The sequence below is a fragment of the Paraherbaspirillum soli genome, assembly GCF_042654985.1.
GTDB lineage: Bacteria > Pseudomonadota > Gammaproteobacteria > Burkholderiales > Burkholderiaceae_D > Paraherbaspirillum > Paraherbaspirillum soli.
On the sequence record NZ_JBHSMT010000031.1, the window covers coordinates 94,220 to 119,998 of the forward strand.

23 protein-coding genes are annotated in these 25,779 nt (G+C 57.5%); 8 read left to right on the top strand and 15 right to left on the bottom strand.

Annotated features, from left to right (window positions below):
• Positions 1-20: 20 nt before the first annotated feature.
• The 7 genes from ACFPM8_RS21125 to yacG all read left to right on the top strand — a co-directional run bounded on the left by ACFPM8_RS21125 (position 21) and on the right by yacG (position 7,029).
• Positions 21-1,304, top strand: coding sequence for an HlyC/CorC family transporter (locus tag ACFPM8_RS21125; protein ID WP_379000704.1), 1,284 nt, complete (start codon positions 21-23; stop codon positions 1,302-1,304).
• A 163-nt stretch (positions 1,305-1,467) separates the two neighbouring features.
• The gene (pilB, locus tag ACFPM8_RS21130; RefSeq protein ID WP_379000706.1) at positions 1,468-3,153 is read left to right on the top strand and encodes a type IV-A pilus assembly ATPase PilB; all 1,686 of its coding nucleotides are present in this window, start codon (positions 1,468-1,470) and stop codon (positions 3,151-3,153) included.
• Positions 3,154-3,170: 17 nt separating this feature from the next.
• Positions 3,171-4,403, top strand: coding sequence for a type II secretion system F family protein (locus ACFPM8_RS21135; protein ID WP_379000709.1), 1,233 nt, complete (start codon positions 3,171-3,173; stop codon positions 4,401-4,403).
• Complete coding sequence (locus ACFPM8_RS21140; RefSeq protein ID WP_379000711.1) at positions 4,403-5,269, top strand: prepilin peptidase; 867 nt, start codon at positions 4,403-4,405, stop codon at positions 5,267-5,269. The genes ACFPM8_RS21135 and ACFPM8_RS21140 overlap by 1 nt, the downstream gene beginning before the upstream one ends.
• A 6-nt stretch (positions 5,270-5,275) precedes the next feature.
• Positions 5,276-5,917: a dephospho-CoA kinase gene (gene coaE, locus ACFPM8_RS21145; RefSeq protein ID WP_379000713.1), complete on the top strand. Its 642-nt coding sequence runs from the start codon at positions 5,276-5,278 to the stop codon at positions 5,915-5,917.
• A 147-nt stretch (positions 5,918-6,064) separates the two neighbouring features.
• Positions 6,065-6,820: a cell division protein ZapD gene (gene zapD / locus ACFPM8_RS21150; RefSeq protein ID WP_379000715.1), complete on the top strand. Its 756-nt coding sequence runs from the start codon at positions 6,065-6,067 to the stop codon at positions 6,818-6,820.
• A 23-nt stretch (positions 6,821-6,843) separates the two neighbouring features.
• Positions 6,844-7,029 carry a DNA gyrase inhibitor YacG gene (gene yacG / locus ACFPM8_RS21155; RefSeq protein ID WP_379000717.1) on the top strand — a complete coding sequence of 62 codons (186 nt, stop codon included), beginning with the start codon at positions 6,844-6,846 and terminating at the stop codon, positions 7,027-7,029.
• A gap of 53 nt (positions 7,030-7,082) precedes the next feature.
• Here yacG and mutT read toward each other — a convergent pair whose 3' ends face one another.
• The 5 genes from mutT to ACFPM8_RS21180 all read right to left on the bottom strand — a co-directional run bounded on the left by mutT (position 7,083) and on the right by ACFPM8_RS21180 (position 13,823).
• The gene (gene mutT / locus ACFPM8_RS21160; protein ID WP_379000719.1) at positions 7,083-7,517 is read right to left on the bottom strand and encodes an 8-oxo-dGTP diphosphatase MutT; all 435 of its coding nucleotides are present in this window, start codon (positions 7,515-7,517) and stop codon (positions 7,083-7,085) included.
• A gap of 52 nt (positions 7,518-7,569) precedes the next feature.
• Positions 7,570-8,451 (bottom strand): ATP-binding protein, encoded by an 882-nt coding sequence (locus ACFPM8_RS21165; RefSeq protein WP_379000721.1) that lies wholly within the window; start codon positions 8,449-8,451, stop codon positions 7,570-7,572.
• Positions 8,452-8,461: 10 nt separating this feature from the next.
• Entirely contained in the window at positions 8,462-9,700 is a 1,239-nt protein-coding gene (argJ, locus tag ACFPM8_RS21170; RefSeq protein ID WP_379000723.1) for a bifunctional glutamate N-acetyltransferase/amino-acid acetyltransferase ArgJ, read from the bottom strand.
• A 198-nt stretch (positions 9,701-9,898) separates the two neighbouring features.
• The gene (gene secA / locus ACFPM8_RS21175) at positions 9,899-12,664 is read right to left on the bottom strand and encodes a preprotein translocase subunit SecA (protein ID WP_379000725.1); all 2,766 of its coding nucleotides are present in this window, start codon (positions 12,662-12,664) and stop codon (positions 9,899-9,901) included.
• Positions 12,665-12,857: 193 nt separating this feature from the next.
• Positions 12,858-13,823: a M23 family metallopeptidase gene (locus ACFPM8_RS21180; protein ID WP_379000727.1), complete on the bottom strand. Its 966-nt coding sequence runs from the start codon at positions 13,821-13,823 to the stop codon at positions 12,858-12,860.
• 159 nt (positions 13,824-13,982) lie between these two features.
• Between ACFPM8_RS21180 and ACFPM8_RS21185 the strand changes: the two genes are divergently transcribed.
• Positions 13,983-14,384, top strand: a complete 402-nt coding sequence (locus tag ACFPM8_RS21185) for a DciA family protein (protein WP_379000729.1) — start codon at positions 13,983-13,985, stop codon at positions 14,382-14,384.
• Here the strand turns inward: ACFPM8_RS21185 and lpxC are convergent.
• The 10 genes from lpxC to murD all read right to left on the bottom strand — a co-directional run bounded on the left by lpxC (position 14,381) and on the right by murD (position 25,765).
• Entirely contained in the window at positions 14,381-15,316 is a 936-nt protein-coding gene (gene lpxC / locus ACFPM8_RS21190) for a UDP-3-O-acyl-N-acetylglucosamine deacetylase (RefSeq protein WP_379000731.1), read from the bottom strand. The genes ACFPM8_RS21185 and lpxC overlap by 4 nt on opposite strands.
• A gap of 140 nt (positions 15,317-15,456) precedes the next feature.
• The gene (locus ACFPM8_RS21195; RefSeq protein ID WP_379000733.1) at positions 15,457-15,963 is read right to left on the bottom strand and encodes a peroxiredoxin; all 507 of its coding nucleotides are present in this window, start codon (positions 15,961-15,963) and stop codon (positions 15,457-15,459) included.
• Between the two features lie 129 nt (positions 15,964-16,092).
• Positions 16,093-17,277, bottom strand: a complete 1,185-nt coding sequence (gene ftsZ, locus ACFPM8_RS21200) for a cell division protein FtsZ (protein WP_379000735.1) — start codon at positions 17,275-17,277, stop codon at positions 16,093-16,095.
• A 133-nt stretch (positions 17,278-17,410) separates the two neighbouring features.
• Positions 17,411-18,643: a cell division protein FtsA gene (gene ftsA, locus ACFPM8_RS21205; RefSeq protein WP_379000737.1), complete on the bottom strand. Its 1,233-nt coding sequence runs from the start codon at positions 18,641-18,643 to the stop codon at positions 17,411-17,413.
• A 10-nt stretch (positions 18,644-18,653) separates the two neighbouring features.
• Positions 18,654-19,421, bottom strand: a complete 768-nt coding sequence (locus ACFPM8_RS21210) for a cell division protein FtsQ/DivIB (protein ID WP_379000739.1) — start codon at positions 19,419-19,421, stop codon at positions 18,654-18,656.
• A gap of 88 nt (positions 19,422-19,509) precedes the next feature.
• Entirely contained in the window at positions 19,510-20,481 is a 972-nt protein-coding gene (locus ACFPM8_RS21215; protein ID WP_379000741.1) for a D-alanine--D-alanine ligase, read from the bottom strand.
• A 52-nt stretch (positions 20,482-20,533) separates the two neighbouring features.
• On the bottom strand, positions 20,534-21,940 hold the full coding sequence (gene murC, locus ACFPM8_RS21220) for a UDP-N-acetylmuramate--L-alanine ligase (protein ID WP_379000743.1): 1,407 nt from the start codon (positions 21,938-21,940) through the stop codon (positions 20,534-20,536).
• A complete protein-coding gene (murG, locus tag ACFPM8_RS21225; RefSeq protein ID WP_379000744.1) occupies positions 21,937-23,013 on the bottom strand; it encodes an undecaprenyldiphospho-muramoylpentapeptide beta-N-acetylglucosaminyltransferase in 1,077 nt (358 codons plus the stop codon). Before murG ends, murC begins: the two co-directional genes overlap by 4 nt.
• Positions 23,010-24,245, bottom strand: coding sequence for a putative lipid II flippase FtsW (gene ftsW, locus ACFPM8_RS21230; protein WP_379000746.1), 1,236 nt, complete (start codon positions 24,243-24,245; stop codon positions 23,010-23,012). Before ftsW ends, murG begins: the two co-directional genes overlap by 4 nt.
• A complete protein-coding gene (gene murD, locus ACFPM8_RS21235; protein ID WP_379000748.1) occupies positions 24,242-25,765 on the bottom strand; it encodes a UDP-N-acetylmuramoyl-L-alanine--D-glutamate ligase in 1,524 nt (507 codons plus the stop codon). The genes ftsW and murD overlap by 4 nt, the downstream gene beginning before the upstream one ends.
• Positions 25,766-25,779 lie beyond the last annotated feature (14 nt).

The following is a 25,779-nucleotide window of genomic DNA, read 5'->3' on the forward strand; positions in this document are numbered from 1 at the left end:
TCTCTCTTTGCGGTGACCCTTTGGATGCCGTGCCCCTATGGGTGCAGATTCTTGCACTAGCTTTACTCATCTTTTTGTCGGCTTTTTTTGCGATGGCGGAAACCGCCCTGATCGCGGCCAACCGTCATCGCCTGCGCCATCTTGCCAAGCGCGGCAGCAAATCCGCCATCACCACCCTGTGGCTGCTGGAGCGTACCGATAAGCTGCTATCGCTGATCCTGATCGTCAATACCTTGGTGAATGCCTTGGCCACCGCGCTGGTGACCGCACTCGCCATCACGGCGTTCGGCAATCACCAGGAAGTGATCACCATCGCGACCGCAGCGGTGGCTTTCCTGCTGATCGTATTTGCCGAGATCACACCCAAGGTGATTGGCGCCACCTATCCGGAACGGATCGCGCTGCCCACCAGTTTCGTCTTGAAGCCATTGATGGCGCTGGCCAAGCCGGTCATCTGGTTCGTCAATTTGTTCGTGTCGGCGATCCTGAAGATCCTGCATATTAAAACCGGTCAGAACGCGCATGAGCAACGGGTGTCGCCGGAAGAACTGCGCTCGATCGTGCTGGAAGGCGGCAACTTCATGCCGCAAAAGCACAAAAGTATTTTGCTGAATCTGTTCGACCTGGAAAAAATCTCGGTGGAAGATGTGATGACGCCCCGGGCCCAGGTGGAAGCGCTGAATCTATCGGTGTCTGTGGATGAAGTGAAACATCAGTTGACCACCTGTTATCACAACAAATTGCCGGTGTATGAAGGTGAAATCAACCAGATCGTCGGTATTTTGCACGTCCGCAAAGCAATGGCGCTGCTGAACCAGGAGGCCGAACTCACCATCGAGCATTTCCGTGAATTGCTTAGCCCACCGTACTTCATCCCGGAAGACACCGACGTTTTCACGCAATTGCAATATTTCCAGGAGAACCATGAACGGCTCGGCATCATCGTCGACGAGTACGGCGAAGTGCAAGGACTGGTGACGCTGGAGGACATCATTGAAGAAATGATCGGCGAATTCACCACTTCCAAACCGGGTGCGGCACGCGCCGACAGTTTTGTGTGGGATGCACAGGGCCAGTGCCTGCTGGAAGGTGCGACCACATTACGGGAAATCAATAAACGGCTCAGCCTGAATTTCCCGTTGGACGGCCCCAAAACCCTGAATGGCTTGTTGCTCGAATGGCTACAAGACATCCCCGAAAACAGCGTCAGCCTGAAAATCGCCGGCTGCATCATAGAAATCGTACAGGTGCAGAATCAGGCGATCAAGGTTGCCAAATTGTTTAGGCCAGGCAGGCAATTGTGATTTTTATGCTGCCATATGGCAATTTTTGAGACACAATTCCCACAAATCCTTTACAAACGAGTTTCTCCTGATGCATCATCTAACGGTTTGAATGGTTCCGCACATCTTTTGGCATTGATCCCTTATGGCTGCAGTCTTCCCTAACGCTAGTCCCAGCAGTCCGATGTCAGGGCTGGCCCGTGCATTGTTGCAAGCAGGTCGCGTGTCTGCCGTGCAGATCGAGGCGTTAAACAAGAAATCCAGTTCCGAGCAAACGCCGTTTATCGACGCCTTGCTCAGCAGTGGCCATCTTGATGCGCGCTCGCTCGCCGTATTTTGCGCCGAGACCTTCGGCTATCCACAGCTCGACCTGAGCGTTCTCAATTTGAGCACGCTGCCGGAAAAAGCAATCGACATCAAGTTGATGGAAAGCCAGTCGGTGCTGGCACTGGCCAAGCGCGGCAACAAGATTTATGTCGCCTTTTCCGACCCGACCAATACGCAGGCGCTGGATCAGATCAAGTTTCAAACCGAATTGACGGTCGAGCCGGTGATTGTCGAACATCCGGTCCTGTTAAAACAGATTCAGAAACTGGCGAAAACGTCCGAGCAAAGCCTCAATGAACTGGCCGGCGACGAAGAGGACATCAACTTTGTCGAAGAAGATGTCGCTCTCGCCAACGATCCCGCCGCCAATGACGTCGACGATGCGCCGGTAGTCCGCTTTTTGCAAAAGATCCTGACCGATGCGATCAATCAAGGCGCATCCGACTTGCACTTTGAACCGTTCGAAAAATTTTACCGAATTCGCTTCCGGGTTGACGGCGTCTTGAAAGACATGGCGCAGCCGCCGCTGGCAATCAAGGAAAAGCTGGCCTCGCGCATCAAGGTGATCTCGAAGCTCGACATCTCCGAAAAGCGGATCCCGCAAGACGGCCGGATGCGGCTGGCCGTGTCCAAGACCCGCGCAATCGACTTCCGGGTCAGCACCTTGCCGACCTTGTTTGGCGAAAAGATCGTCATGCGTATTCTGGACCCAAGCCAGGCGCAAATGGGGATCGACGCCCTCGGCTATGACCAGGATCAAAAAGAGATTTTGCTGGAGGCAATCCAGCGTCCGTACGGCATGGTGCTGGTAACCGGCCCGACCGGCTCCGGTAAAACCGTGTCCTTGTATACCTGCCTGAACATCCTGAATCAGCCCGGCATCAATATTTCAACCGCTGAAGATCCGGCCGAAATCAATTTACCCGGTGTCAATCAGGTCAATGTCAACGACCGCGCCGGCCTGACTTTCCCGGTAGCGCTGAAAGCTTTCCTGCGGCAGGATCCCGACATCATCATGGTCGGTGAAATTCGCGACCTGGAAACTGCCGACATTGCAATCAAGGCGGCGCAAACCGGGCATATGGTGTTTTCCACGCTGCACACCAACGATGCCCCGTCGACGCTTACGCGCCTGATGAACATGGGCGTAGCGCCCTTCAATATCGCCTCGTCGGTGGTGCTGATTACCGCTCAGCGGCTGGCGCGCCGGCTGTGCAGCTGCAAACAACCTATTTCGATTCAAGAAGAGGCATTGCTTGAGGCCGGCTTCACCGACGACGATCTTGACGGCACCTGGATGCCTTACAAGCCGGTCGGCTGCGAACGCTGCAACGGCAACGGCTACAAGGGCCGGGTCGGTATCTATCAGATCATGCCGATTACCGAAGAAATAGAACGGATTATCCTGGCGCATGGCACCGCGCTGGAAATTGAAGCCCAGGCAAAGCGTGAAGGCGTCAACACCTTGCGCGAGTCGGGACTGAAGAAAGTTAAACAAGGGTTGACCAGCCTCGAAGAAGTGCTCGGTTGCACCAACATCTAATAACAGGGGAATAGTTCATGGCAACTGCCGCACGCAATCTAACCAGCGCACGCCAAGTCAAGGAGTTCGTCTATATCTGGGAAGGTAAAGACAAGAAGGGTAAAGTGGTACGCGGCGAGCTGCGGGCCGGCAGCGAGACCGTGGTCAACGTCACCATGCGTCGCCAGGGTATCCTGGTCACCAAGGTCAAAAAGAAGACTTTCCGAAGCGGCAAGAAGATTTCCGAGAAGGACGTCTCGCTGTTTACGCGTCAGCTGGCGACCATGATGAAGGCCGGCGTACCGCTATTGCAGTCGTTCGATATCGTCGCCAAAGGTCATGCCAATCCATCCGTGTCAAAGCTGGTCAATGACATCCGGGGCGATGTTGAAACCGGTACCAGCTTGAGCCAGGCGTTCCGCAAATTCCCATTGTATTTCGACCCGTTGTTTTGCAATCTGGTCGGCGCCGGCGAACAGGCAGGTATTCTCGAAGACTTGCTGGAACGGCTCGCCATCTACAAGGAAAAAACCCTCGCCATCAAGAGCAAGATCAAGTCGGCCATGTTCTATCCGGTGTCGATTCTGGCCGTGGCGTTTGTCGTCACCGCGGTCATCATGATCTGGGTGGTGCCGGCGTTCAAGGAGGTTTTCAAGAGCTTCGGCGCCGATTTGCCGGGGCCGACGGTAGTCGTCATGAATATCTCGGATTTTGTCGTGGCCAACTGGTACATTATATTCGGCGGCCTGTTTGTTACCTTGTATTTCTTCTTCCAGTCCTGGAAGCGCTCGTTGAAAATGCAGCGCTTCATGGACCAATTGCTGTTGAAAGTGCCAGTCTTCGGTGAAGTCATCCGCAAGGCGACGATTGCACGCTGGACCCGTACCCTGGCGACCATGTTTGCCGCCGGTGTGCCTCTGGTCGAGTCGCTGGATTCTGTCGGCGGCGCTTCCGGCAATGCAGTCTATCTGGATGCGACCAAAAAAATTCAAGGCGAAGTCAGCACCGGCACCAGCTTGACGGCAGCGATGGAAAACGCCAACGTGTTCCCCAATATGGTGACGCAGATGGTTTCGATCGGCGAAGAGTCTGGCTCGCTGGATCAAATGCTGGGCAAGGTCGCCGACTTCTATGAAGCCGAAGTCGATGACGCGGTGGCATCGCTGTCGAGTCTGATGGAGCCGATGATCATGGTGATTCTGGGTGTGCTGATCGGTGGCCTGGTGGTTGCAATGTACCTGCCAATCTTCAAACTGGGTTCGGTGGTCTGATGCAAGATGGGATTTTGTTCCTGGCGGCGGGAAATCTGCTTCCCGCCGTTATTGCTGGTATTTTCGGTTTATTGGTCGGCAGTTTTTTGAATGTCGTGATTCATCGGCTGCCGCAAATGATGCAGCGCGAATCCGACAATTATGTCGCCCACGAAAGCGGCAAGCCATTGCCGCATACCGATCGCTACAATCTCGTCGTTCCCCGTTCTGCCTGCCCGAAATGCCATCACCAGATTGGCGCGCTGGAGAATATTCCGGTACTGAGTTATCTGGTCCTGCGCGGCAAATGCATCGCCTGCAAAACGCCGATCTCGGCACGCTACCCCATCGTTGAAACGCTGACAGGCGTACTGTCGGCGTTTTTGATCTGGCATTTTGGCAGCGGCTGGGCCGGCTTGGCGACGCTGGTATTCGCCTATCTGCTGATCGCGATGACCTTTATCGACGCCGATACGCAATTGCTGCCGGACGACCTGACGCTGCCCTTATTGTGGTGCGGCCTGCTGCTTAATTTATTCGGATTGTTCGTACCGCTGAGCGACGCCGTGATCGGCGCAGCGGCCGGCTACCTGGCGTTGTGGTCGATTTACTGGGTCTTCAAGCTGCTGACCGGCAAAGAAGGCATGGGTTACGGCGATTTCAAGCTGCTCGCAGCGCTGGGCGCCTGGCTGGGCTGGAAAATGCTCCCCATTATCATCCTGTTCTCGTCGCTGGTAGGGGCAGTGGTTGGGATTGCACTGATCGTCTTCACCCGCCGTGGGCGCGAAAAACCGATACCATTTGGTCCTTATCTGGCTGCCTCCGGCATGCTGGCCCTACTTTATGGCAAACCGATCCTGGAAACTTATTTCAGCTTCGCTGTATAAGCCTGTATGAACCCGCACGATGTCGCTCATCAACGCCAAGCAAATCATCGCTTCTCAGTCGGCCTGACCGGCGGCATCGGCAGCGGGAAAACCACGGTCGCTAACATGTTTGCCGAACGCGGCGCGGCGGTCATCGACACCGACGCCATTGCCCACCAATTAACCGCTGCGGACGGTATCGCGATTGCCCCGATCCGGGCCGAATTCGGGGATGCTTTCATCACCACAAGCGGCGCCATGGATCGCGCCAAAATGCGCGCCCACGTATTTTCCGACCCGACCGCCAAGCAACGCCTGGAAGCGATTTTACATCCGTTGATTCGGACCGAAACCATGCATGCAGCCGCACAAGCTAGCGGCCTGTATCTGCTATTCGTGGTACCGCTACTGGTCGAGTCCGGCACCTGGAAACAACGCGTGGACCGCATCTTGGTAGTTGATTGCGATGAGCAGGTCCAGATCCGCCGGGTGATGCAACGCAATGCCCTGAGCGAGCCGCAAGTGCGCGCCATCATGGCGACACAGGCCTCAAGACAGCAACGCTTGCAGGCAGCCGATGACATCATTCTCAATGACAGCGATCCCGCGACGCTGGTGCCGCAAGTGGAACGACTACACGCGCTATATGCGTCACTCAATCAGCCCTGACGAACAGCTCGACAGCTTGCTTGAAGACGGCAAACCGGTTCGCGCTGCCTAAGGCAACAGGCCCTAAACATAAGGGGCATTTGTAATTTCCCTGCGCATGGTTCAGAATCACAGCTTGTCTGGCTCAAATCATTAAGGGATGTCACTTTGATTGTCTACGAATATCCTTTCAACGAGCGCATTCGCACCTTGTTGCGGCTGGAAGACCTGCACGAGAAATTCATTTTCTTTGTGCAGCAGGAAAGCCCGCTCCAACACCATGTCGCGCTGTCCACCATTTTCGAAATGCTGGAAGTTGCCGGACGCGCCGATTTGAAGTCCGACCTGCTGCAAGAACTGGAACGGCAACGGCAAACCCTGCTTGGCTTCAAATCCAATCCGAATGTGGCGCCGGAAATGCTGGACGCCATACTTCAGGAGCTGGACCGGATCAGCGCCGCGCTGATGGCGACGCAAGGGAAGACCGGCCAGAACATCCGCGAAAACGAATGGTTGATGAGCATCCGCGGGCGCACCATCATCCCGGGCGGCGCTTGCGAATTCGACTTGCCATCCTATTACGCCTGGCAACAGCACTCCGCGGAACGACGTTATGCCGATATCGTCGGCTGGTTCGAACCGCTGGCGCCATTATTCGACGCGATCGGCATCGTGCTGCGGCTGTTACGCGAAACCGGCAATTCCGTCAAAATAAACGCGCAAAACGGCAGTTACCAGCAAATGCTGCAAGGCAAGTCATATCAGATGCTGCGCTTGATCATCGACAACCAACTCGCGGCAATCCCGGAAATATCCGCCAATAAGTACATGCTTTGGGTACGTTTCACTTCGCAGGGTGGCGACCTCAAACCGAAGGCATACGAAGGCGATGTGCCGTTCGAGCTGACCCTGTGTAATTTTTAACCAGATTTTTGAATGATTTTTGTATGACTACCACTGTCGATTGCCCGACCTGCGGCAAAAAAGTTGAATGGATTGCGGCCAACAAGTTCAGGCCGTTTTGCTCGGAACGATGCAAGCAGATTGATTTAGGTGCCTGGGCTGAAGAGAAATACACGATCCCGGCAGTCAACCCGCCGGACGATATTGACGATGATAGCAAAGTGCCGTAAGAGCCCGTTCACATTGGGCGACGCTGATTCGCCTCGGCTCGGATGCAATAGGATCAGGCCGCCAATCCGATTTCACTACGCAATTCATCCAGCCATTCAATCATAGGAATCGCCGCCGGCAATAGCGGCTCAACGCCGACACTGCCTTGCCAGGCGAAAGCCTGCCCTTCCAGGCTCTGCGGTTCGCCGCGCCATTCGCGACAGATGTAAATATGCAATCGCACGTGAGCATGCGCATACTGATGCTCAATCCCGCACCAGGGCTCGGCGGAAGCGATTTCGACCCCCAACTCTTCCAGCAACTCGCGCTTTAAAGCGTCGAAAAACGATTCTCCCGGCTCGACCTTACCACCGGGGAACTCCCAATACCCAGCCATCGGCTTGCCAGCAGGCCGCTGCCCAAGCAGCACGTCGCCGTTCGGCTTCATCAGAATGCCGACCGCGACATTCACCGGGGAGGCGATCGGGGAATTGGATGTTGTGCTCATACTTGAATGGAGACGATGCTTAAAGAGTGGGAGGGAAGCCCGCAAGGGCGCACTATTTTGCCATCCGACCAGCATGATCCCTGGCGAACTGCCATGCCACCCGACCGGAACGGGACGCTCGTTGCAGTGCCCAGCGCAAGGCATCGGCACGAGCCTCTGCGATCTGCTCGGCATCGCAGCCGAAATGACTGAGCCAATGAGCGACAATATCCAGATAGTCGTCTTGCTTGAATGGATAGAACGATACCCACAAGCCGAATCGCTCCGACAGTGAGATCCTTTCCTCGACGGTTTCGCCGGGGTGCAGATCGCCGTCCTCGGTATGCTTGTACGTGGCATTGTCGGACATCCGTTCCGGCAGCAGATGGCGGCGGTTGGAGGTCGCGTAAATCAACACGTTGTCCGACTGCGCTGAAATACTGCCGTCCAGCGCCACCTTGAGCGCCTTGTATCCGCTTTCACCCTCCTCAAACGAGAGATCGTCGCAAAAAATAATGAAGCGCTCGGGACGATTTGCAACCAGGTCGACAATATCCGGCAGATCAGCCAAATCGTCCTTGTCGACTTCGATCAAACGCAGACCCTGCGATGCGTATTGGTTCAAGCAGGCTTTGATCAGCGACGACTTGCCGGTGCCGCGGGCACCGGTCAGCAATACATTATTGGCTGGCTTGCCATCGACAAACTGACGCGTGTTCTGGTCGATCTGCTGTTTTTGCGGTTCGATGTTATGCAAATCCGACAAGGCGATAGCGGAGATATGCGCAACCGCTTGCAGGTAGCCGCCGCCGTGGCCGGCTTTGCCCGCATGGCGGCGCCAGCGGAAGGCGCTGGCGGCCTGCAAGTCCGGCACCGGGTCGGCTTGCGGCAGAATCGATTCGATCCGCGCCAGCAGCGCTTCAGCGCGGATGAGGAACTGGTCTAGCTGGGTCATGGCTGACGAATCAGGACCGATAATCGGCGTTAATCGACACGTAATCGTGCGACAAATCGCAAGTCCAGATGGTCGCATCGGCAGTTCCGCGCGCCAGCTTTACACGCACCGTGATTTCACTTTGCTTCATCACGCGCTGGCCGTCCGCTTCCTGGTATTCAGGATTGCGCCCGCCGCTTTTAGCCACCAGCACGTCGTCCAGGTACAGATCCAGCGTGCTGACATCGAGATCGTCAATCCCGGCATAACCAATCGCGCACAGAATCCGTCCGAGATTCGGGTCGGAAGCAAAGAAGGCTGTTTTGACCAGCGGCGAATGCGCAATCGAATAGGCAATCTTGCGGCATTCCGCCACATCTTTGCCCTCTTCCACCGTCACCGTGATGAATTTGGTCGCGCCCTCGCCATCGCGGATGATCATCTGCGCCAGCTGCTGCGAAAACTCGGTCACTGCAGCTGCCAGCGCGGCGTATTCCGGCGACTCCACACTGGTCACTTCCAGTTCCCCGGCGCCGGTGGCGATCAGCATGAACGAATCGTTGGTCGAGGTATCGCCGTCGATCGTGATGCAATTGAACGAGCGGTCGGCGGCCTGCTTCACCATTTGCTCCAGCGCCGATTGCGAGACTTTCGCATCGATCGCGAGGAAGCCGAGCATGGTCGCCATGTTCGGCTTGATCATGCCGGCGCCCTTGCTGATGCCGGACATGTTCACGCTTCTGCCTTCAATGGTGAGGCTGCGCGATGCCGCTTTCGGCTGCGTGTCGGTGGTCATGATCGCTTCCGCCGCATTGAACCAGTTGTCCTCATTCAGATTCCGGAGCGCCTGCGGCAAACCGGCGGTAACGCGGTCAACCGGCAATTGTTCGAGAATCACGCCGGTTGAGAACGGCAGAATTTGCGCGGCATGACATCCCAATAAATTGGCCAGTGCTTCACAAGTCGCATTGGCCGCCGCCAATCCGGCTTCGCCGGTACCGGCGTTAGCGTTACCGGTATTGATCACCAGCGCACGAATAGGCTCGCCGGAAATTTCAGCGGCCTCCAGATGGGCCTTGCTTACCTGGACCGGCGCCGCACAAAAGCGGTTAGTCGTGAAAACCCCCGCCACGGTCGCCGTCGGCGCCAGCTTCATGACCAGCAAATCCTTGCGATTCGCTTTGCGCACGCCAGCCTCGGCGTGACCAAGCTCGATACCGGCCACGGGCTTCAGGTCAGCAGCAACAGGAATAGGGGAATTGACAGCCATGGGAATCCTTAACTAGATATAAATGTTTGTGTGCAGATATTGATTAATCCGGCTCAAGCACGGATTTGCGCTAGGAGTCTGTCGGACATTTCAGGTCGTTATTCTAAAGCGGATCGAAGCTGATCGGGAGATCTGTGTCCACCAAAGATAAAGGGCAGGTTTCCCTGCCCTTCTTGTCTTGCAACGGCCTAATGTTGATTAAGCCAACTGGCCGTGACACTGCTTGTATTTCTTGCCGCTGCCGCATGGGCATGGATCGTTGCGTCCGACTTTCGGCACTGCGTGGACCTGCGGTTGCACATTATGTTCGTCACCGTGTGCGGTCGGCGCCAGCAACTCTTCGGCCGCCGCGTTAGGGTTGAAATCGGCATGTTGATAATGCACGTTTTCGAGATGCGATTGCGACAACTCTTCTTCGACCGCCGTAATTTCTTCGCGGCTTTCGATGCGCACGGTCATCACCACCTTGACCACGTCATTCTTGATCAGCTCAAGCATCTGGCCAAATAGCTCGAACGCCTCGCGCTTGTATTCCTGTTTCGGGTTCTTCTGCGCATAACCGCGCAAATGAATCCCTTGGCGCAAATGATCCAGCGCCGCCAAATGTTCACGCCAGTGGCTGTCGACGCTTTGCAACATGACGCTACGCTCGAAGCCGGCGAACGACTCCTGGCCGACCACGTTGACCTTGGCCGCATACGCTTCATCTGCCGCCGCCAATACACGCTCCAGCAGCTCTTCATCGGTCAGGTTCGGCTCGGCCTTCAGAATCGCGCCCAGCGGCACTGTCAAATGCACTTCATTGGCCAGCGCGGCTTCGAGTCCCGGGATATCCCATTGCTCGTCGAGCGACTCTTCCGGCACATGCATGCGGAAGGTATCGGTCAACGCGCCATGACGCAACGAGGTAACTACCTCGGACACGCCTTGCGCCTCCAGCAATTCATTACGCTGTTGATAAATGACTTTACGTTGGTCGTTGGCGACGTCATCGTATTCCAGCAATTGCTTGCGGATATCGAAGTTGCGCGCTTCCACCTTGCGCTGCGCCGATTCGATCGAACGCGACACGATGCCGGCTTCGATCGGTTCGCCTTCCGGCATCTTCAGCCGGTCCATGATGGCGCGCACGCGGTCGCCGGCAAAAATACGCAGCAGCGCGTCGTCCAGCGACAGATAGAAGCGCGACGAGCCTGGATCGCCCTGGCGTGCAGCGCGGCCGCGCAACTGGTTGTCGACCCGGCGCGATTCGTGACGTTCGGTACCGATGATATGCAAGCCGCCGGCATTGACCACTTGCTCATGCAGCGATTGCCATTCATCGCTGAGTTTTTGCGACTTCAATTGCTTTTCGGTTTCGCTCAGCGCCGCATCGGCTTCGATGAACTGGATCTGCTTCTCGACGTTCCCGCCCAGCACGATATCGGTACCGCGACCGGCCATATTGGTCGCGATAGTGATGGCTTTGGGACGACCTGCCTGGGCGATGATTTCCGCTTCACGTGCATGCTGCTTGGCGTTCAGCACATTGTGCGGCAGCTTGGCATTGCTCAATATTCCCGACAGCAATTCGGAATTTTCAATCGAAGTGGTGCCTACCAGCACCGGCTGCCCGCGCTCATAGCAATCCTGAATATCCTTCAGCATTGCGTTGTATTTTTCCTGCGCGCTCTTATAAACCTGGTCTTGCCGGTCCTTACGCTGATTCGGCCGATTTTGCGGAATCACGACGGTTTCCAGTCCGTAGATTTCCTGGAATTCGTAGGCTTCGGTATCGGCAGTGCCGGTCATCCCGGCCAGCTTGCCGTACATGCGGAAATAGTTCTGGAACGTGACCGAGGCCAGGGTCTGATTCTCGTTCTGAACCTTGACCTTTTCCTTGGCCTCTACCGCTTGATGCAAGCCGTCCGACCAACGGCGCCCCTGCATCAGGCGACCGGTGAACTCGTCGACAATGATGATTTCGTCGTTTTGCACCACGTAATGCTGATCTTTGTGATACAGGCTGTGCGCGCGCAAGGCGGCGTACAGATGGTGAATCAGGCTGATATTGGCGGCGTCATACAGCGATGCGCCTTCGGCCAGCAAGCCCATTCGGGTCAGAATCTGCTCGGACCGTTCATGCCCGGCTTCGGTCAGCAACACCTGATGCGCCTTCTCATCAATGGTGTAATCGCCGGGGACTTCCACCTGGCCCTTGCCATCCGGCGTTTCTTCGCCAATCTGCTTGGTCAGCAGCGGTGGCACTTCATTGATCTTGTAATACAGGTCGGTATGGTTCTCGGCTTGCCCGGAGATAATCAACGGGGTACGCGCTTCGTCGATCAGGATCGAGTCAACTTCATCGACAACCGCGAAATTCAAGCTGCGCTGGACGCGGTCGGCAGCGTCGTACACCATATTGTCGCGCAGGAAGTCGAAGCCGAATTCGTTGTTGGTGCCGTAAGTAATGTCGGCGGCGTAGGCAACCTGCTTGGCGTCATGCTCGACCATCGACAGATTGACGCCGGTGGTCAGGCCCAACCAGCTATACAGGCGCCCCATCCATTCAGCATCGCGTTGCGCCAGATAATCATTGACGGTCACCACGTGCACGCCCTTGCCGGACAACGCATTCAGATACGCCGGCAATGTCGCCATCAGAGTCTTGCCTTCGCCGGTGCCCATTTCGGCAATTTTCCCGTAATGCAGGGTCATGCCGCCAATCAGCTGAACGTCGAAATGGCGCATTTTCAAGACGCGTTTGCCGGCTTCGCGGCAGACTGCGAATGCTTCCGGCAGCAGCGCATCCAGCGTTTCGCCATTGGCGATGCGCTGTTTGAATTCCGGCGTCTTGGCTTGCAGTTCGGCATCCGACAATATCTCCATTGCCGGTTCGAGCGCGTTGATTTGACGGACGGCTTTTTTGTATTGCTTGAGCAGGCGCTGGTTGCGGCTACCGAAAATCTGGGTCAGTAATGACATGCTTGGATTCTAAAAAAAGCGCCGGCGAAATTCCGTGACGACCTGATGAATTGACACGAAACCGGACTGTGGCTAAATAAACGAGGAATTTTATCATGCAGTCCCCGACACATTGGGGTTATACGCCAGGAAACAATAGCTGGGGCTACAATTTGCGCCGGCTTTGCACTCCCATGCATGATTTGCATCCGCATCACCTCTTCCCGGCCAGCGCCGCCACTTTGGCGAAATCGGTACCGGCATTCAGAAATTTGCGTGGATCCTGCGCTACACCCTTGATTCTCACTTCGAAATGCAAGTGCGGCCCGGTCGAACGGCCGGTAGTGCCGATATCGGCAATATGCTGGCCGCGTTGCACAATGTCGCCAACCTTGGCCAACAGTCGCGACGCGTGCGCATAACGGGTAATGATGTCGTTGCCATGATCGATGTCGAGCATGTTGCCGTATTGCGGATGATATTCGGCTGCGATCACGACGCCAGCCGCCGCCGCGACAATCGCGGTCCCGACCGACGCTGGAAAATCCAGCCCTTCGTGGAAGGCATTGTGGCCGGTGAAAGGATCGGCCCGCCAGCCGAAACTGGAAGAGTTATAACTGACGTTGACCGGCTGGTTGGTCGGCAACAATTTGGATTTGATCCGGTCGCTCATCAACGCGGTTTCCACCACGTTCATATAATCGGCGCGATAACCGACGTCGCGCGCCAACGCATCCAGCGCATGCTGAAAGTCGATCATGCTCAAGTCGCCAGGCTTGCGCTCTTTGACACTGCTGGGCTCGGCGCCGCCGCGTCCGGGCGGGTTCTTGAAATTGAATTCTTCCGGTTTGATCCCGGCCAGCCCCTGCACCCGCTCGCCCAATGCGTCCAGGCGCATCAACTGGGCCTGCATCTCGCCCAGCTTGACGGCCATCGCGGCCAGATTTTCTTTCAAGTATTTATCTTTATCCTGCACGCCGACGCCTGCACTCGGCGCCAACGGACTGCCGAGGAACGACAGCGGCATGCTGGCCGCATAACGGACAGTCAAAAAATACAGCAGCGCGGTCGCCAGCAATACCGACAAAAGGAAAGCGCCAACCATCAATGCAATATGTTTGCCGCCTAAGGTGATGGATTTTGCGCGACTAAAACGCGGGTGCAGCAGAATTACCTGCATTGCAGCTCCGGTGGCGCGCTGATTGAGCCACAGGTGTGATAAGGTTTCACGATCATGCGTAGATTCTCACATTTCTCTAACTTGCAAGCGACGACAGGCTCCAAGTCTGTAACTCAGACATCCAGGGACGTCACGGATTTTTTGCGGGGGAATGACAGGATGGCATCGTTGCTGCCCGCCGTCACACGCATGGCAGCCTTGCAAAAGCAATGCGCCGCCGAACTACCGCCCATGTTTAACGCTTGCGAAGTATTGCAGTTTGAAGCTGGGCAACTGGTACTGTCGGCGCCCAATGCGGCGCTTGCCACCAAATTGAAGCAGCAACTGCCGAAGCTGCAAAATCAATTGCTAGCTGGAAATTGGCAGGTTAATGCAATCCGAATCAAAGTGCAAGTTAGCCAAAATCAGTACAAAGCCGCGCCAGTCAAGCAGCTCAACATGTCGCCTCAGGCAGTTTCAGCATTCTCGTCACTGATAGGAGAACTGGAACCTTCGCCGCGCAACGATGCGCTGAAAAACGCGCTCACGGCATTGGTAAGGCGCTACAAAGATGGAGCCTAGTTCAACGCCCATTCCTGGCCGACCTGGCGTTGATACGCATTTGGCGCCGCCTCAAGTTGGTCGAAGCTGACCACTTCATACGCATCGGGTTGCGCCAGCAAGGCCAGCAGCAATTTGTTGTTCAGCCCATGCCCTGATTTGTGCGCGGTATAACTTGCCAACAGCGGGTGACCGATCAAATACAAGTCGCCGATGGCATCCAGGATCTTGTGGCGGACAAACTCATTGTCGTAACGCAAGCCGTCGCTGTTGAGTATCCGGTACTCATCCATCACGATCGCGTTTTCCAGCGAACCGCCGCGCGCCAGCCCCAAGCCGCGCATGGTTTCGACATCTTGCATGAAGCCGAAAGTGCGCGCGCGCGCTATTTCCTTGACATAGGAATCGACGCTGAAATCGACTTCAGCGGTCTGACCAGCGCCATCGATTGCCGGGTGATTGAATTCAATAAAAAACTTTAATTTGAAACCATTACAGGGTTCCAGCCGCGCCCATTTTTCCTTGTCGCCCTGGCCTTCACGCACTTCGACGGCTTTTTTGATCCGGACGAATTTTTTGGCGGCGTTCTGTTCTTCCAGGCCAGCCTGCTGCAGCAGGAACACGAACGATGATGCAGACCCATCCATGATCGGAATTTCTTCCGCCGTCACATCGACATATAGATTGTCTATGCCAAGGCCGGCGCAAGCGGACATGAGATGTTCGACGGTTGACACCCGTGCGCCATCCTTCGCCAGCACCGAGGCCATGCGGGTATCGCCGACACCGGTGGCATAGGCAGGAAAATCGACTACCGGATCCAGATCGATGCGGCGAAAGATAATCCCGGTATCCGCTGCGGCCGGACGCAATGTCAATTCGACTTTAGTCCCGGAGTGGACGCCAATTCCTGTCGTCTTGACAATTTTTTTGATGGTACGTTGTTTCAACATATTGGAATTATAGGTGTTGCGAAAAAAATGGATGTAACGATGTGTAGCTGCTATTGGATAAAAACAACGTTTTATCGTTCACCTACGGAAAACAAAAACGGCGCTCGGAGCGCCGTTTTTTAACAGCCGTGGATAAATTTTTATCCCAGTTGCGCCAACAAGGTCTCGGCATTCGAGACTTCAAACTTGCCGCCTTCTTCGACATTCAGTTGCTTGACCACGCCATCGTCGATCAAGGCCGAGAAACGCTGGGAACGAACACCCATTCCGAACTTGCCGAAGTCGGCATCCAGGCCCAGCGCCTTGACGAAATCGGCGTTGCCGTCCGCCAGCAAACGGACGATGCCGGTGGCTTTCTGGTCGCGGCCCCAAGCGCCCATGACGAACGCGTCATTGACCGACACCGCCCAGATTTCATCAACGCCTTTGGCCTTAAATTCTGCGGCATGCTGGATGTAGCCCGGCAAGTGCTTGGCCGAACAGGTCGGGGTATATGCGCCAGGGACTGCGAACAGCGCAATCTTCTTGCCCTTGACCAGGTCGCTGACATTAAATGTATTGGGTCCGAGCGCGCAGCCTTCTGTCTCGGTTTCGATGAATTCTGCTAATTTGCCTTCCGGCAGGCGATCGCCGATCTTGATGGTCATAATCAAATCCTTGTCTATGTCTATATATATTTATGGCATTGCCAATGAAAAACGCCGCGCCTTTCGACGCGGCGTGGAACCCGCAGTATGCCCTGTTCTGCAAATTCATGCCGGGCTCGGCATGCTTGCTTAATCGGCTTGCTTGCGCAGAAAAGCCGGAATGTCGTAGGTTTCCATGCCATTCTTTTCCAGTGCGCGCACCGTGTCGGAGGCCGACTCGCGACGCCATACCGCCGGCGCCTTCATGCCTTCAAACGAAGTGCTGCCATGCCCCACCCCGACAGTCGCCTGACCGTGTTGCATCATTGGCTCATTGTGAGTACCGGTACGCAGCATCGGCGTTTGCACCAGTTGCACCGCCTTGCGCGCCCGGCCCAAGCCAGTGGCCACCACGGTCACGCGAATGTCGTCGCCCATGCTTTCGTCGTAAGCGATGCCTTGTGCAATCGATGCATCCGGAGCCGCGAACGCGCGCACGGTCGACATCACTTCCTTGATTTCCTTACCCTTCAGGCTGCGGCTGGCAGTAACGTTGACCAGGACGCCGCGAGCACCTGACAGGTCGATGCCGTCCAGCAGCGGCGAGGCGACCGCCTGCTCCGCAGCCAGACGCGCGCGATCCACGCCGGATGCGGTCGCGGTTCCCATCATCGCCTTGCCTTGTTCGCCCATGATGGTCTTGACGTCGTTGAAGTCGACGTTGATGTGGCCCGGGACGTTGATGATTTCGGCAATCCCGGCGACGGCGTTATTGAGCACGTCGTCGGCGTGTTGCAGCCATTCCATCATGCTGTCGTCTTCATAAATCTCTTCGAGCTTTTCGTTGAGGATGATGATCAGCGAATCAACGTGCTGGGACAACGCTTCCAGACCTTCGTCGGCGACGTCCATGCACTTCTGGCCTTCATACGAGAACGGCTTCGACACCACCGCTACCGTCAGCGCGCCTTGCTCCTTGGCGATCTGCGCTACCACCGGTGCGGCGCCGGTGCCGGTGCCGCCGCCCATGCCGGCGGCAATAAACACCATGTGCGCGCCGCGCAAGGCATCTTCGATGCGGCCGCGCGATTCTTCCGCCAGCTGGCGGCCGACGGACGGCTTCATGCCGGCGCCGAGGCCGGTATCGCCGATTTGAATCACGTTGTGCGCCTTCGATTGCTTGAGCGCCTGCGCATCAGTATTGGCGGCGATGAACTCAACGCCGGACACGCCCTTGTTAATCATATGTTGGACCGCATTGCCGCCCGCGCCACCGACGCCAACGACTTTAATCACGGTGCCCAGAGTTGCATTGTCAAGCATATCGATTTCCATGATATTTCCTTATAAAGTTGCAGCATCCAGTCAGTAGGCATCACACGCTGTGAGACCTAGCAACTGACAACTGCGCGTTACATAAACAACGTTAAAGACAACTGAAACCAATGCCTACGGCAGGTTAAAGCACTTAAAAATTACCCAAGAACCATTCCTTCATGCGCTGCCAGATGGCTTTGGCAGAACCTTCCTGACGCGTCACGATGTAACCGCGCAGGTATTGTTTTTTCGCTTCCAGCAGCAAACCCAGCACGGTCGAATAGCGCGGGCTGCGCACGACGTCCGCCAGCTGGCCGCTGTATTCCGGCGTGCCGAGACGCGCCGGTTTCAGGAAAATATCTTCGGCCAGTTCGATCATGCCAGGCATGATTGCCGAGCCGCCGGTCAGCACGATGCCGCTGGATAAGACTTCTTCGTATCCGGACTCGCGCACCACCTGATGCACCAGCGCGAACAACTCTTCCACCCGCGGCTCGATCACGGCGGCCAATGCCTGACGCGACAAAGTGCGCGGATTGCGATCGCCCAAGCCCGGCACTTCCAGCGTTTCGTTAGGGTCCGCCAGAATCTGCTTGGCGACGCCATAACGCAATTTGATTTCTTCCGCCTCGCTGGTCGGCGTGCGCAATGCCATCGCGATGTCGTTGGTAATCTGGTCGCCGGCAATCGGAATCACCGCGGTATGCCGAATCGCGCCCTCGGTAAACACTGCGACGTCGGTGGTGCCGCCGCCGATATCCACCAGCACCACGCCCAGCTCTTTCTCATCCGAGGTCAGCACCGCATCGGCAGCCGCCATCGGTTGCAGGATCAGGTCGGACACTTCCAGACCGCAACGACGCACGCACTTGACGATGTTTTGCACCGCCGACACGGCGCCGGTCACGATATGCACCTTGACCTCAAGCCGGATGCCGCTCATGCCGATCGGTTCGCGCACGTCTTCCTGACTGTCGACGATGAATTCCTGCGGTACGGTATGCAGCAATTGCTGATCGGTCGGGATATTGACGGCCTTGGCGGTTTCTATAACGCGCGAGACGTCGGCGGCGCTGACTTCCTTGTCCTTGATCGCCACCATGCCGCTTGAATTGAAGCTGCGAATATGGCTGCCCGCGATGCCGGTGTAGACATTGCGGATCTTGCAGTCAGCCATCAGCTCGGCCTCTTCCAGCGCGCGCTGGATCGACTCGACCGTGGCCTCGATATTGACCACCACGCCTTTCTTCAGCCCCTTGGATTCGGCCTGGCCCAGTCCAATGACTTCATGCCGCCCGTCGGGCAATACCTCGGCCACAACCGCCACCACTTTGGCGGTGCCGATGTCCAGACCGACGATCAAATTTTTAGCGTCTTTTGTCATAGTGTTTCGTTTATTTTTTCTTGCTTCCCAATCCGGAGGCCAAACCACTAGCCTTTAGCGCCAGACCATTCGGATACCGCATATCCACGCTTTCAATCCGGTTCTGCAGACGCGTCAGCAATTGCGGATAAATCTGGACCAGTCGACCGACCCGGTCCTTCAGCGTGTTCTTGTCCTGTTCGCGTCCCAATTCCACCGCCATGCCATTACTCAGCTTGACCGCCCATGCATAGCGGCTCGACAGATTCACTTCGACCGGGCTTAGCGCCAGCGGCTCAAACCATTGCCGGAAATCCGCCAGCCGCGCCACCACGTCCTTCTCGCTGCCGGCCGGACCGGAGAACCGCAACAAGGCGCCGTCTTCTTCCGCTTCGTCCAGATTGGCCGTAAACAAATCGCCATGCACCGACAGCAAACGGCCATCGTCGTCCCAGGTGCCGAGCGCCTGATGCTCTTCCAGCGTCACGATCAATTTATTCGGCCATTCACGCTGGACCGCCGCCTTGCGCACCCAAGGCACGGATTCGAACGCGGTACGCACCGTGTCCAGGTTAGCGGTAAAGAAATTGCCCTTGATCCGAGGCAGTGCGCTGGCGCGGATGGTCAATGGATTGATCCGTCGCAGCTCGCTACGTTCAGCGCCTTCCACCCGAATCACCTTCAACGTAAACATCGGCCGCTGCGCCAGCCACCAGATGCCCGACGCCAGCAATGCGAGCGCCACCAGGCCAAACAAGGCGCTGGAGATTGCGTTCAACATTTTGATGTCTTGCCACATGGTTGGTTATCGTCTTTATCTCTGACTTATTGAGCCGATTACGTAAATTTAGGTAAATACCCGCTTGTTTATTTTTTCCGCGCCACGCTCAGATCGGCGCCCAGTCTTTCGAAGGCGTCAAATCGAGTGCGGCCGAACTCAAGATCTCGACGCATAAATCTTCATAGCTGACCCCGGCGGCCTTGGCCGACATCGGCACCAGCGAATGACTGGTCATGCCCGGCGAGGTATTGATCTCCAGCAGGAAAGGCTCGTTGTCCGCAGCGCGCAGCATAAAGTCCACGCGCGACCAGCCCACGCATCCGAGCGCATTGAATGCCTGCACCGCCAGCGCCTGTATCCGTTGCGTCAACGCCTCATCCAACGGCGCCGGACAGAGATACTGGGTGTCGTCGGTAAAGTATTTATGCTGATAGTCGTAGTTGCCTTCCGGCGCACGAATCTCGACGATAGGCAACGCGCGGGCGTCGCGTCCGGCGCCCAGCACCGGCACGGTCAACTCGCGGCCGCTGATGAATTCCTCCGCCAGCACCACTTCATCGTATTTGGCGCACAGCGCGAAACCGTCATCCATCCCGGCGCGATCCGTCACCTTGCTGATGCCGATGGTGGAACCTTCGTGCGGCGCCTTCAGCATCAGCGGCAGGCCCAGCACATCCGGCACTTGCTGCAATTCTGCGGGCGAGGTGGTTTTCGAATCCAGCACCGCAAAACGCGGCGTCGGCAAGCCCATGCTTTGCCAGATGCGCTTGGTCATGACCTTATCCATCGCAATCGCGGACGCCATGACGCCGGGACCTGTGTAAGGAATGCCCAGCTGCTCCAATGCGCCTTGCAAGGTGCCGTCTTCGCCGTAACGTCCGTGCAATGCGATAAACACGCGATCGAATTTTTCCGCCGCCAGTTCCGCCAGACTGCGCTGCGCCGGATCGAAGGGGTAGGCATCCACGCCGCGGCTTTGCAAAGCCTGCAGCACCCCGGCTCCAGACATATTGGAGACTTCGCGCTCGGCCGAACGGCCGCCGAACAACACTCCGACTTTCCCGAATTGATTAGCCATAATTTGTTTACTCATCTCTTTCGATTGTCTTTGCTACTCAGTGATTGACCGGTTACGGCTCAAGCAATTTCGCCAATTTGGCCGGCACGCCGCTGATCGAGCCGGCGCCCATCGTCATCACCACGTCACCGTCGCGAGCGATGTTGAGGATGGCCGCCGGCATGTCTGCGATGTCTTCGACAAATACCAATTCCGCCATGCCGGCCACCCGCAATGCGTGCGCCAGCGCGCGACCGTCGGCGGCCACCAGCGGCGATTCGCCGGCGGCGTACACCTCGGCCAGCACCAGTACATCGACGGTGGCCAACACTTTGACAAAATCTTCAAACAGGTCGCGGGTGCGGGTGTAGCGGTGCGGCTGAAACGCCAGCACCAGCCGCCGTCCGGGATAAGCGCCGCGCGCCGCCTGGATGGTGGCGGCGGTTTCCACCGGATGATGGCCGTAATCGTCCACCAGCGCGAACTCGCCGGTAGTCTTGCCGTCGGCGTCGTGCAACTTGATTTCGCCGTAGCGGGTGAAGCGGCGGCCGACGCCGTTAAATTCGGTCAACGCCTGTTGAATCGCGGCGTCAGCGACGCCCAATTCGCGAGCGATGGCAATCGCTGCGCAGGCGTTCTGGACGTTGTGCATGCCCGGCTGGTTAAGGCTGATCGGCATCGCCGCATAGCCTTTCTGGATCACCGTGAATTGCATGTGGCCGGCCACCGCCTTGGCGTCGATCGCACGCACATCGGCATCCTCATGGAAGCCGTAGGTGGTAATCAGTTTGGAAATCTGCGGCATGATTTCCCGCACGTTGGCATCGTCCAGGCACAACACGGCCACGCCGTAAAACGGCAGACGCTGGGTGAACTCGACGAAAGCCTGTTTCAGCTTGTTGAAATCGTGATCGTAGGTTTCCATGTGATCGGCATCGATGTTCGTGATGACTTCGATCACCGGCGACAAATTCAGGAAAGAGGCATCAGACTCGTCGGCCTCGGCCACGATGAAATCGCCCGAGCCCAGTTTGGCGTTGGCGCCAGCGCTGGTCAGGCGGCCGCCAATCACAAACGTCGGGTCCAGTCCGCCTTGCGCCAGGATGCTGGCAACCAGGCTGGTGGTGGTGGTTTTGCCGTGCGTACCGGCAATCGCGATACCGCGCTTGAGACGCATCAACTCCGCCAACATGACGGCCCGTGGCACGATAGGGATATGTTTTTCGCGCGCGGCGACGACTTCCGGATTGTCGGCCTGCACCGCGGTCGACGTGACGATCGCGTGCGCCTGCTCGATGTTCTTGGCCGCATGGCCTTGCGTCACCTTGGCGCCGAGGCTGATCAGGCGACGGGTCGCGGCATTGCTGCCGAGATCGGAGCCCGATACGGTATAGCCAAGGTTCAATAACACCTCGGCGATGCCGCTCATACCGCTGCCGCCGATGCCGACGAAATGGATATTCTTTACTTTGTGTTTCATACATCACCTGCCAATTCTTCAAGTACCTGCGCGATGGCCTGATTCGCATCGCGCCTGCCGTTTTCATATGCTGCCTGTGCCATCGTTTGGCAGTCCTGACGCGAGGTCTGCATCAACAACGCGGCCAGGCGTTCTTTATTCAATTCCGTTTGCGGCAAATGGATTGCCGCTTGCTGATTCGCCATCCAGCGCGCGTTTTCGCGCTGATGCGAAGTGGTCGATGCCACCAGCGGCACCAGCACGCTGGCGACGCCGGCCGCGGTCAGTTCCGACACCGTGATCGCGCCTGCGCGACAAAGCACCAGATCGGCATCGGCATAACGGCGCGGCATGTCGTCGATAAACGCCACCACTTCCGCCGTCACGCCGGCCGCCGCATAAGCGTTGCGCAAGGCATCGATATGCTGCTTGCCGGATTGATGCGTCACGCTCGGCCGCGATTCGGCCGGAATCAAGGCCAGTGCTGCCGGCAAGCAATCGTTGAGCGCCTTCGCGCCCAGGCTGCCGCCGACCACCAACAAGCGCAGCGGCCCGCTGCGACCGCCATAACGCTGCGCCGGCAGCGGCAGCGCCATGATTTCCCGGCGCACCGGGTTGCCGGTCACCAGCGCCTTTTTTGCGGCCCGGCCGAAATCCGCCGGGAAACCGAACAACACGCGCTGCGCCAGCGGCGTCAGGGTTTTGTTCGACAACAGCAACGCCGCATCGGCATTCACCAGCACCAGCGGCACGCCGCGCAAGCGCGCCATCGCACCGCCCGGCACCGTCACATAGCCGCCCATCCCCAGCACCACATCGGCCTGGCGGCGGCCGATGATGCCGAAGCACGCCGGGAAACTGAGCAACAGCCGCCACACGCCGCGCAAGGTATGCAGCCAGCCTTTGCCGCGCAATCCGGAAAATTCAATCCGGTCCATCTCGATAGCATGGCGCGGCACCAGCTCGCATTCCATGCCATGCGTTGTTCCCAGCCACGTCACTTGCCAGCCGCGAGCGCGCATCGTGTCGGCAATCGCCAGCCCCGGGAAGATATGCCCGCCGGTACCGGCCGCCATGATCAATAAGCGCTTCATGACCGTCCTCCCCGCATCATGACCCGGTTCTCGTAGTCGATGCGCAACAGGATTGCCAGGCCGATGCAGTTGATCAGCACGCCGGAGCCGCCGTAACTCATCAGCGGCAAAGTCAGGCCTTTGGTCGGCAACAGTCCCAGATTGACGCCCATGTTGATAAAGGTTTGCACCCCGATCCAGATGCCGATGCCCTTGGCGGTCAAGCCGGCAAATGTTTGTTCCATCGCGATCGCCTGCCGGCCGATTTCAAAGGCGCGCTTGATGATCCAGTAAAACAGCATGACCACCACCAGCACGCCGACAAAACCCAATTCCTCACCAATCACCGCCAACAAAAAGTCGGTATGCGCTTCCGGCAAATAATGCAATTTCTCCACGCTGGCCCCGAGGCCGACGCCGAACAATTCGCCGCGTCCGAACGCGATCAGCGAGTGTGACAACTGGTAAGCCTTGCCCAGGGCGTTTTCCTCCGTCCACGGATTCAGGTAGGCAAAAATCCGCTCGCGACGCCACGGCGACAGCCAGATCACCAGCGTGAACAAGCCGGCCAGCACGGCGCCGATGCCGCCGAACCAGATGCCGTTGATGCCACCCAAAAACAGAATCCCCATCGCGATGCAGACGATCACGCCCAGCGCGCCGAGATCCGGCTCCAGCAACAACAGCAGACCGACCACACCGACCGCAGCCGTCATCGGCAAGAAACCCTTGGTCAGCTTGTGCATCACTTGCTGCTTGCGCACCGTGTAGTTGGCTGCATACAAGACAATGAATAGCTTCATTAATTCCGACGGCTGCAAATTAAATACGCGGAACGACAGCCAGCGCTTGGCGCCGTTGACCCCTCGCCCCAGGCCGGGCACCAGCACCATCGCCAGCAATACCAGGGTAATCACGAACAAATAGGGCGCGGCCCGCTGCCAGGTAGCGATCGGGATACGGAATGTAAACAAGCCGGCGACCAGCGAGACGCCGATAAAAATCGCCTGCCGCACCAGGAAGTGGGCGTTGCTGTAGTTCGCATACTTGGGCGAGTCCGGCAACGCGATGGAGGCCGAGTACACCATGACCAGTCCGAGCAGCATCAGCAGCACCACCACCCACACCAGCGGCTGGTCGTACTCCATCATTTTCGAACGCTGGGCGCCGGACTTCTGGCTGTCGAGCGTGCGCGGCCGGGACGCAGGGCTGTCCGCAGGCTTGGCCGAAAAAGATGGAAAGGCGAATTTCATAGGCCGACCTCGCCGCGCGACAAGGCCAGCTCGCGCACCGCATCGACAAACACCTGGGCCCGATGCGCGTAATTACGGAACATGTCGAAACTGGCGCAAGCCGGCGACAGCAATACCGCGTCGCCTGGCTGTGCCAGCTCGGCAGCGCGCTGCACCGCTTGTTCCAGCGTCGCGCAGCTGACGATCTCGACCCTCGCTGCTTGCGTCCGGCTCTCAACCGCTACTTGAATTGCGGCGGCGTCGCGGCCGATCAAGACCAGCGCCCGACCATAAGTAGCCAGCGGCTCTGCCAATGGCGCAAAGTCCTGCCCTTTGCCGTCGCCGCCGGCGATCAATACCAGGCGGCTGGCATTGCCGTCGTTGTCGGAACCGCGACCGAGGCCGTTCAAGGCCGCTACCGTGGCGCCGACATTGGTGCCTTTGCTGTCGTCGTAGTATTCGACGCCGCCGATGGTGGTCACCAGTTCGACCCGATGCGGCTCGCCGTGATACTCGCGCAGGCCGTGCAATAGCGGTGCGAACGGCAAGTCGATGGCGCGGCACAATGCCAGTGCCGCCAGCGCATTGGCTGCATTGTGGCGGCCGCGAATGCGCAGCGCATCGGCCGGCATCAGGCGTTTGATCGAGACCGGCAATTCGGGCTGCTCTTTCTTGCCGCGTTTCTTTGCTTCCTTTTCAGTCTCTTCCGCCGGCACGGCTACCGTCAGCCATTGCATGCCGTGATCGCTGACCAGGCCGAAACAATCACCCTGGGTCGGCTCGTCGAAGCCGAAACTCAAGCTCTTCGACGTCTGGAACTGCATCACCAATGCATCGTCGCGGTTCAATACGCGCGTGGTATCGCTGCCGAAGATGCGCGCCTTGTCGGCCGCATAGGCCGCCATATCGCCATGCCAATCCAGATGGTCTTGCGTGATATTGAGGATGGTCGCGGCGTCGGCTTGCAGGCTGTAAGTGGTATGCAACTGGAAGCTCGACAATTCCAGCACCCAGACCTGCGGCAACGCGTTTTGCTCCAGTGCGGTGCGCAACACATCCAGCGCGGCCGGACTGATATTGCCGGCCACCTGCACCGTCAAGCCGGCTCGTTCGCACAGCAAGCCGGTCAAACTGGTGACGGTGGTTTTGCCGTTGGTGCCGGTGATCGCAATCACTTTCGGCGCATACGCCTGACTCTCGCGCAATGCCGCCAGGGCTTGCGCGAATAGCTCGATCTCGCCCCATACCGGGATATTGGCGGCGGCCGCGGCTGGGATGATGTCCTTCAATTCCTTGCTTGGTATTAGGCCGGGACTGACTGCGACAAAGTCGATGCCGTCGAGCAAACTCGGAGCAAAACTGTCGCCGCCGCCGACAAATTCGACATCCGCTATCGCTTGCCGCAATTGCGGCAGGCGCTCAGGCGCACTGCGGGTATCGGCCACGCGCACGCTCGCGCCGCAGTGTGCCAGCCACAATGCGCATGCCAGGCCGGACTCGCCCAAGCCTAGTACCAGAACATGTTTACCCGTGTATGTCATGACCGCAGCGTTCA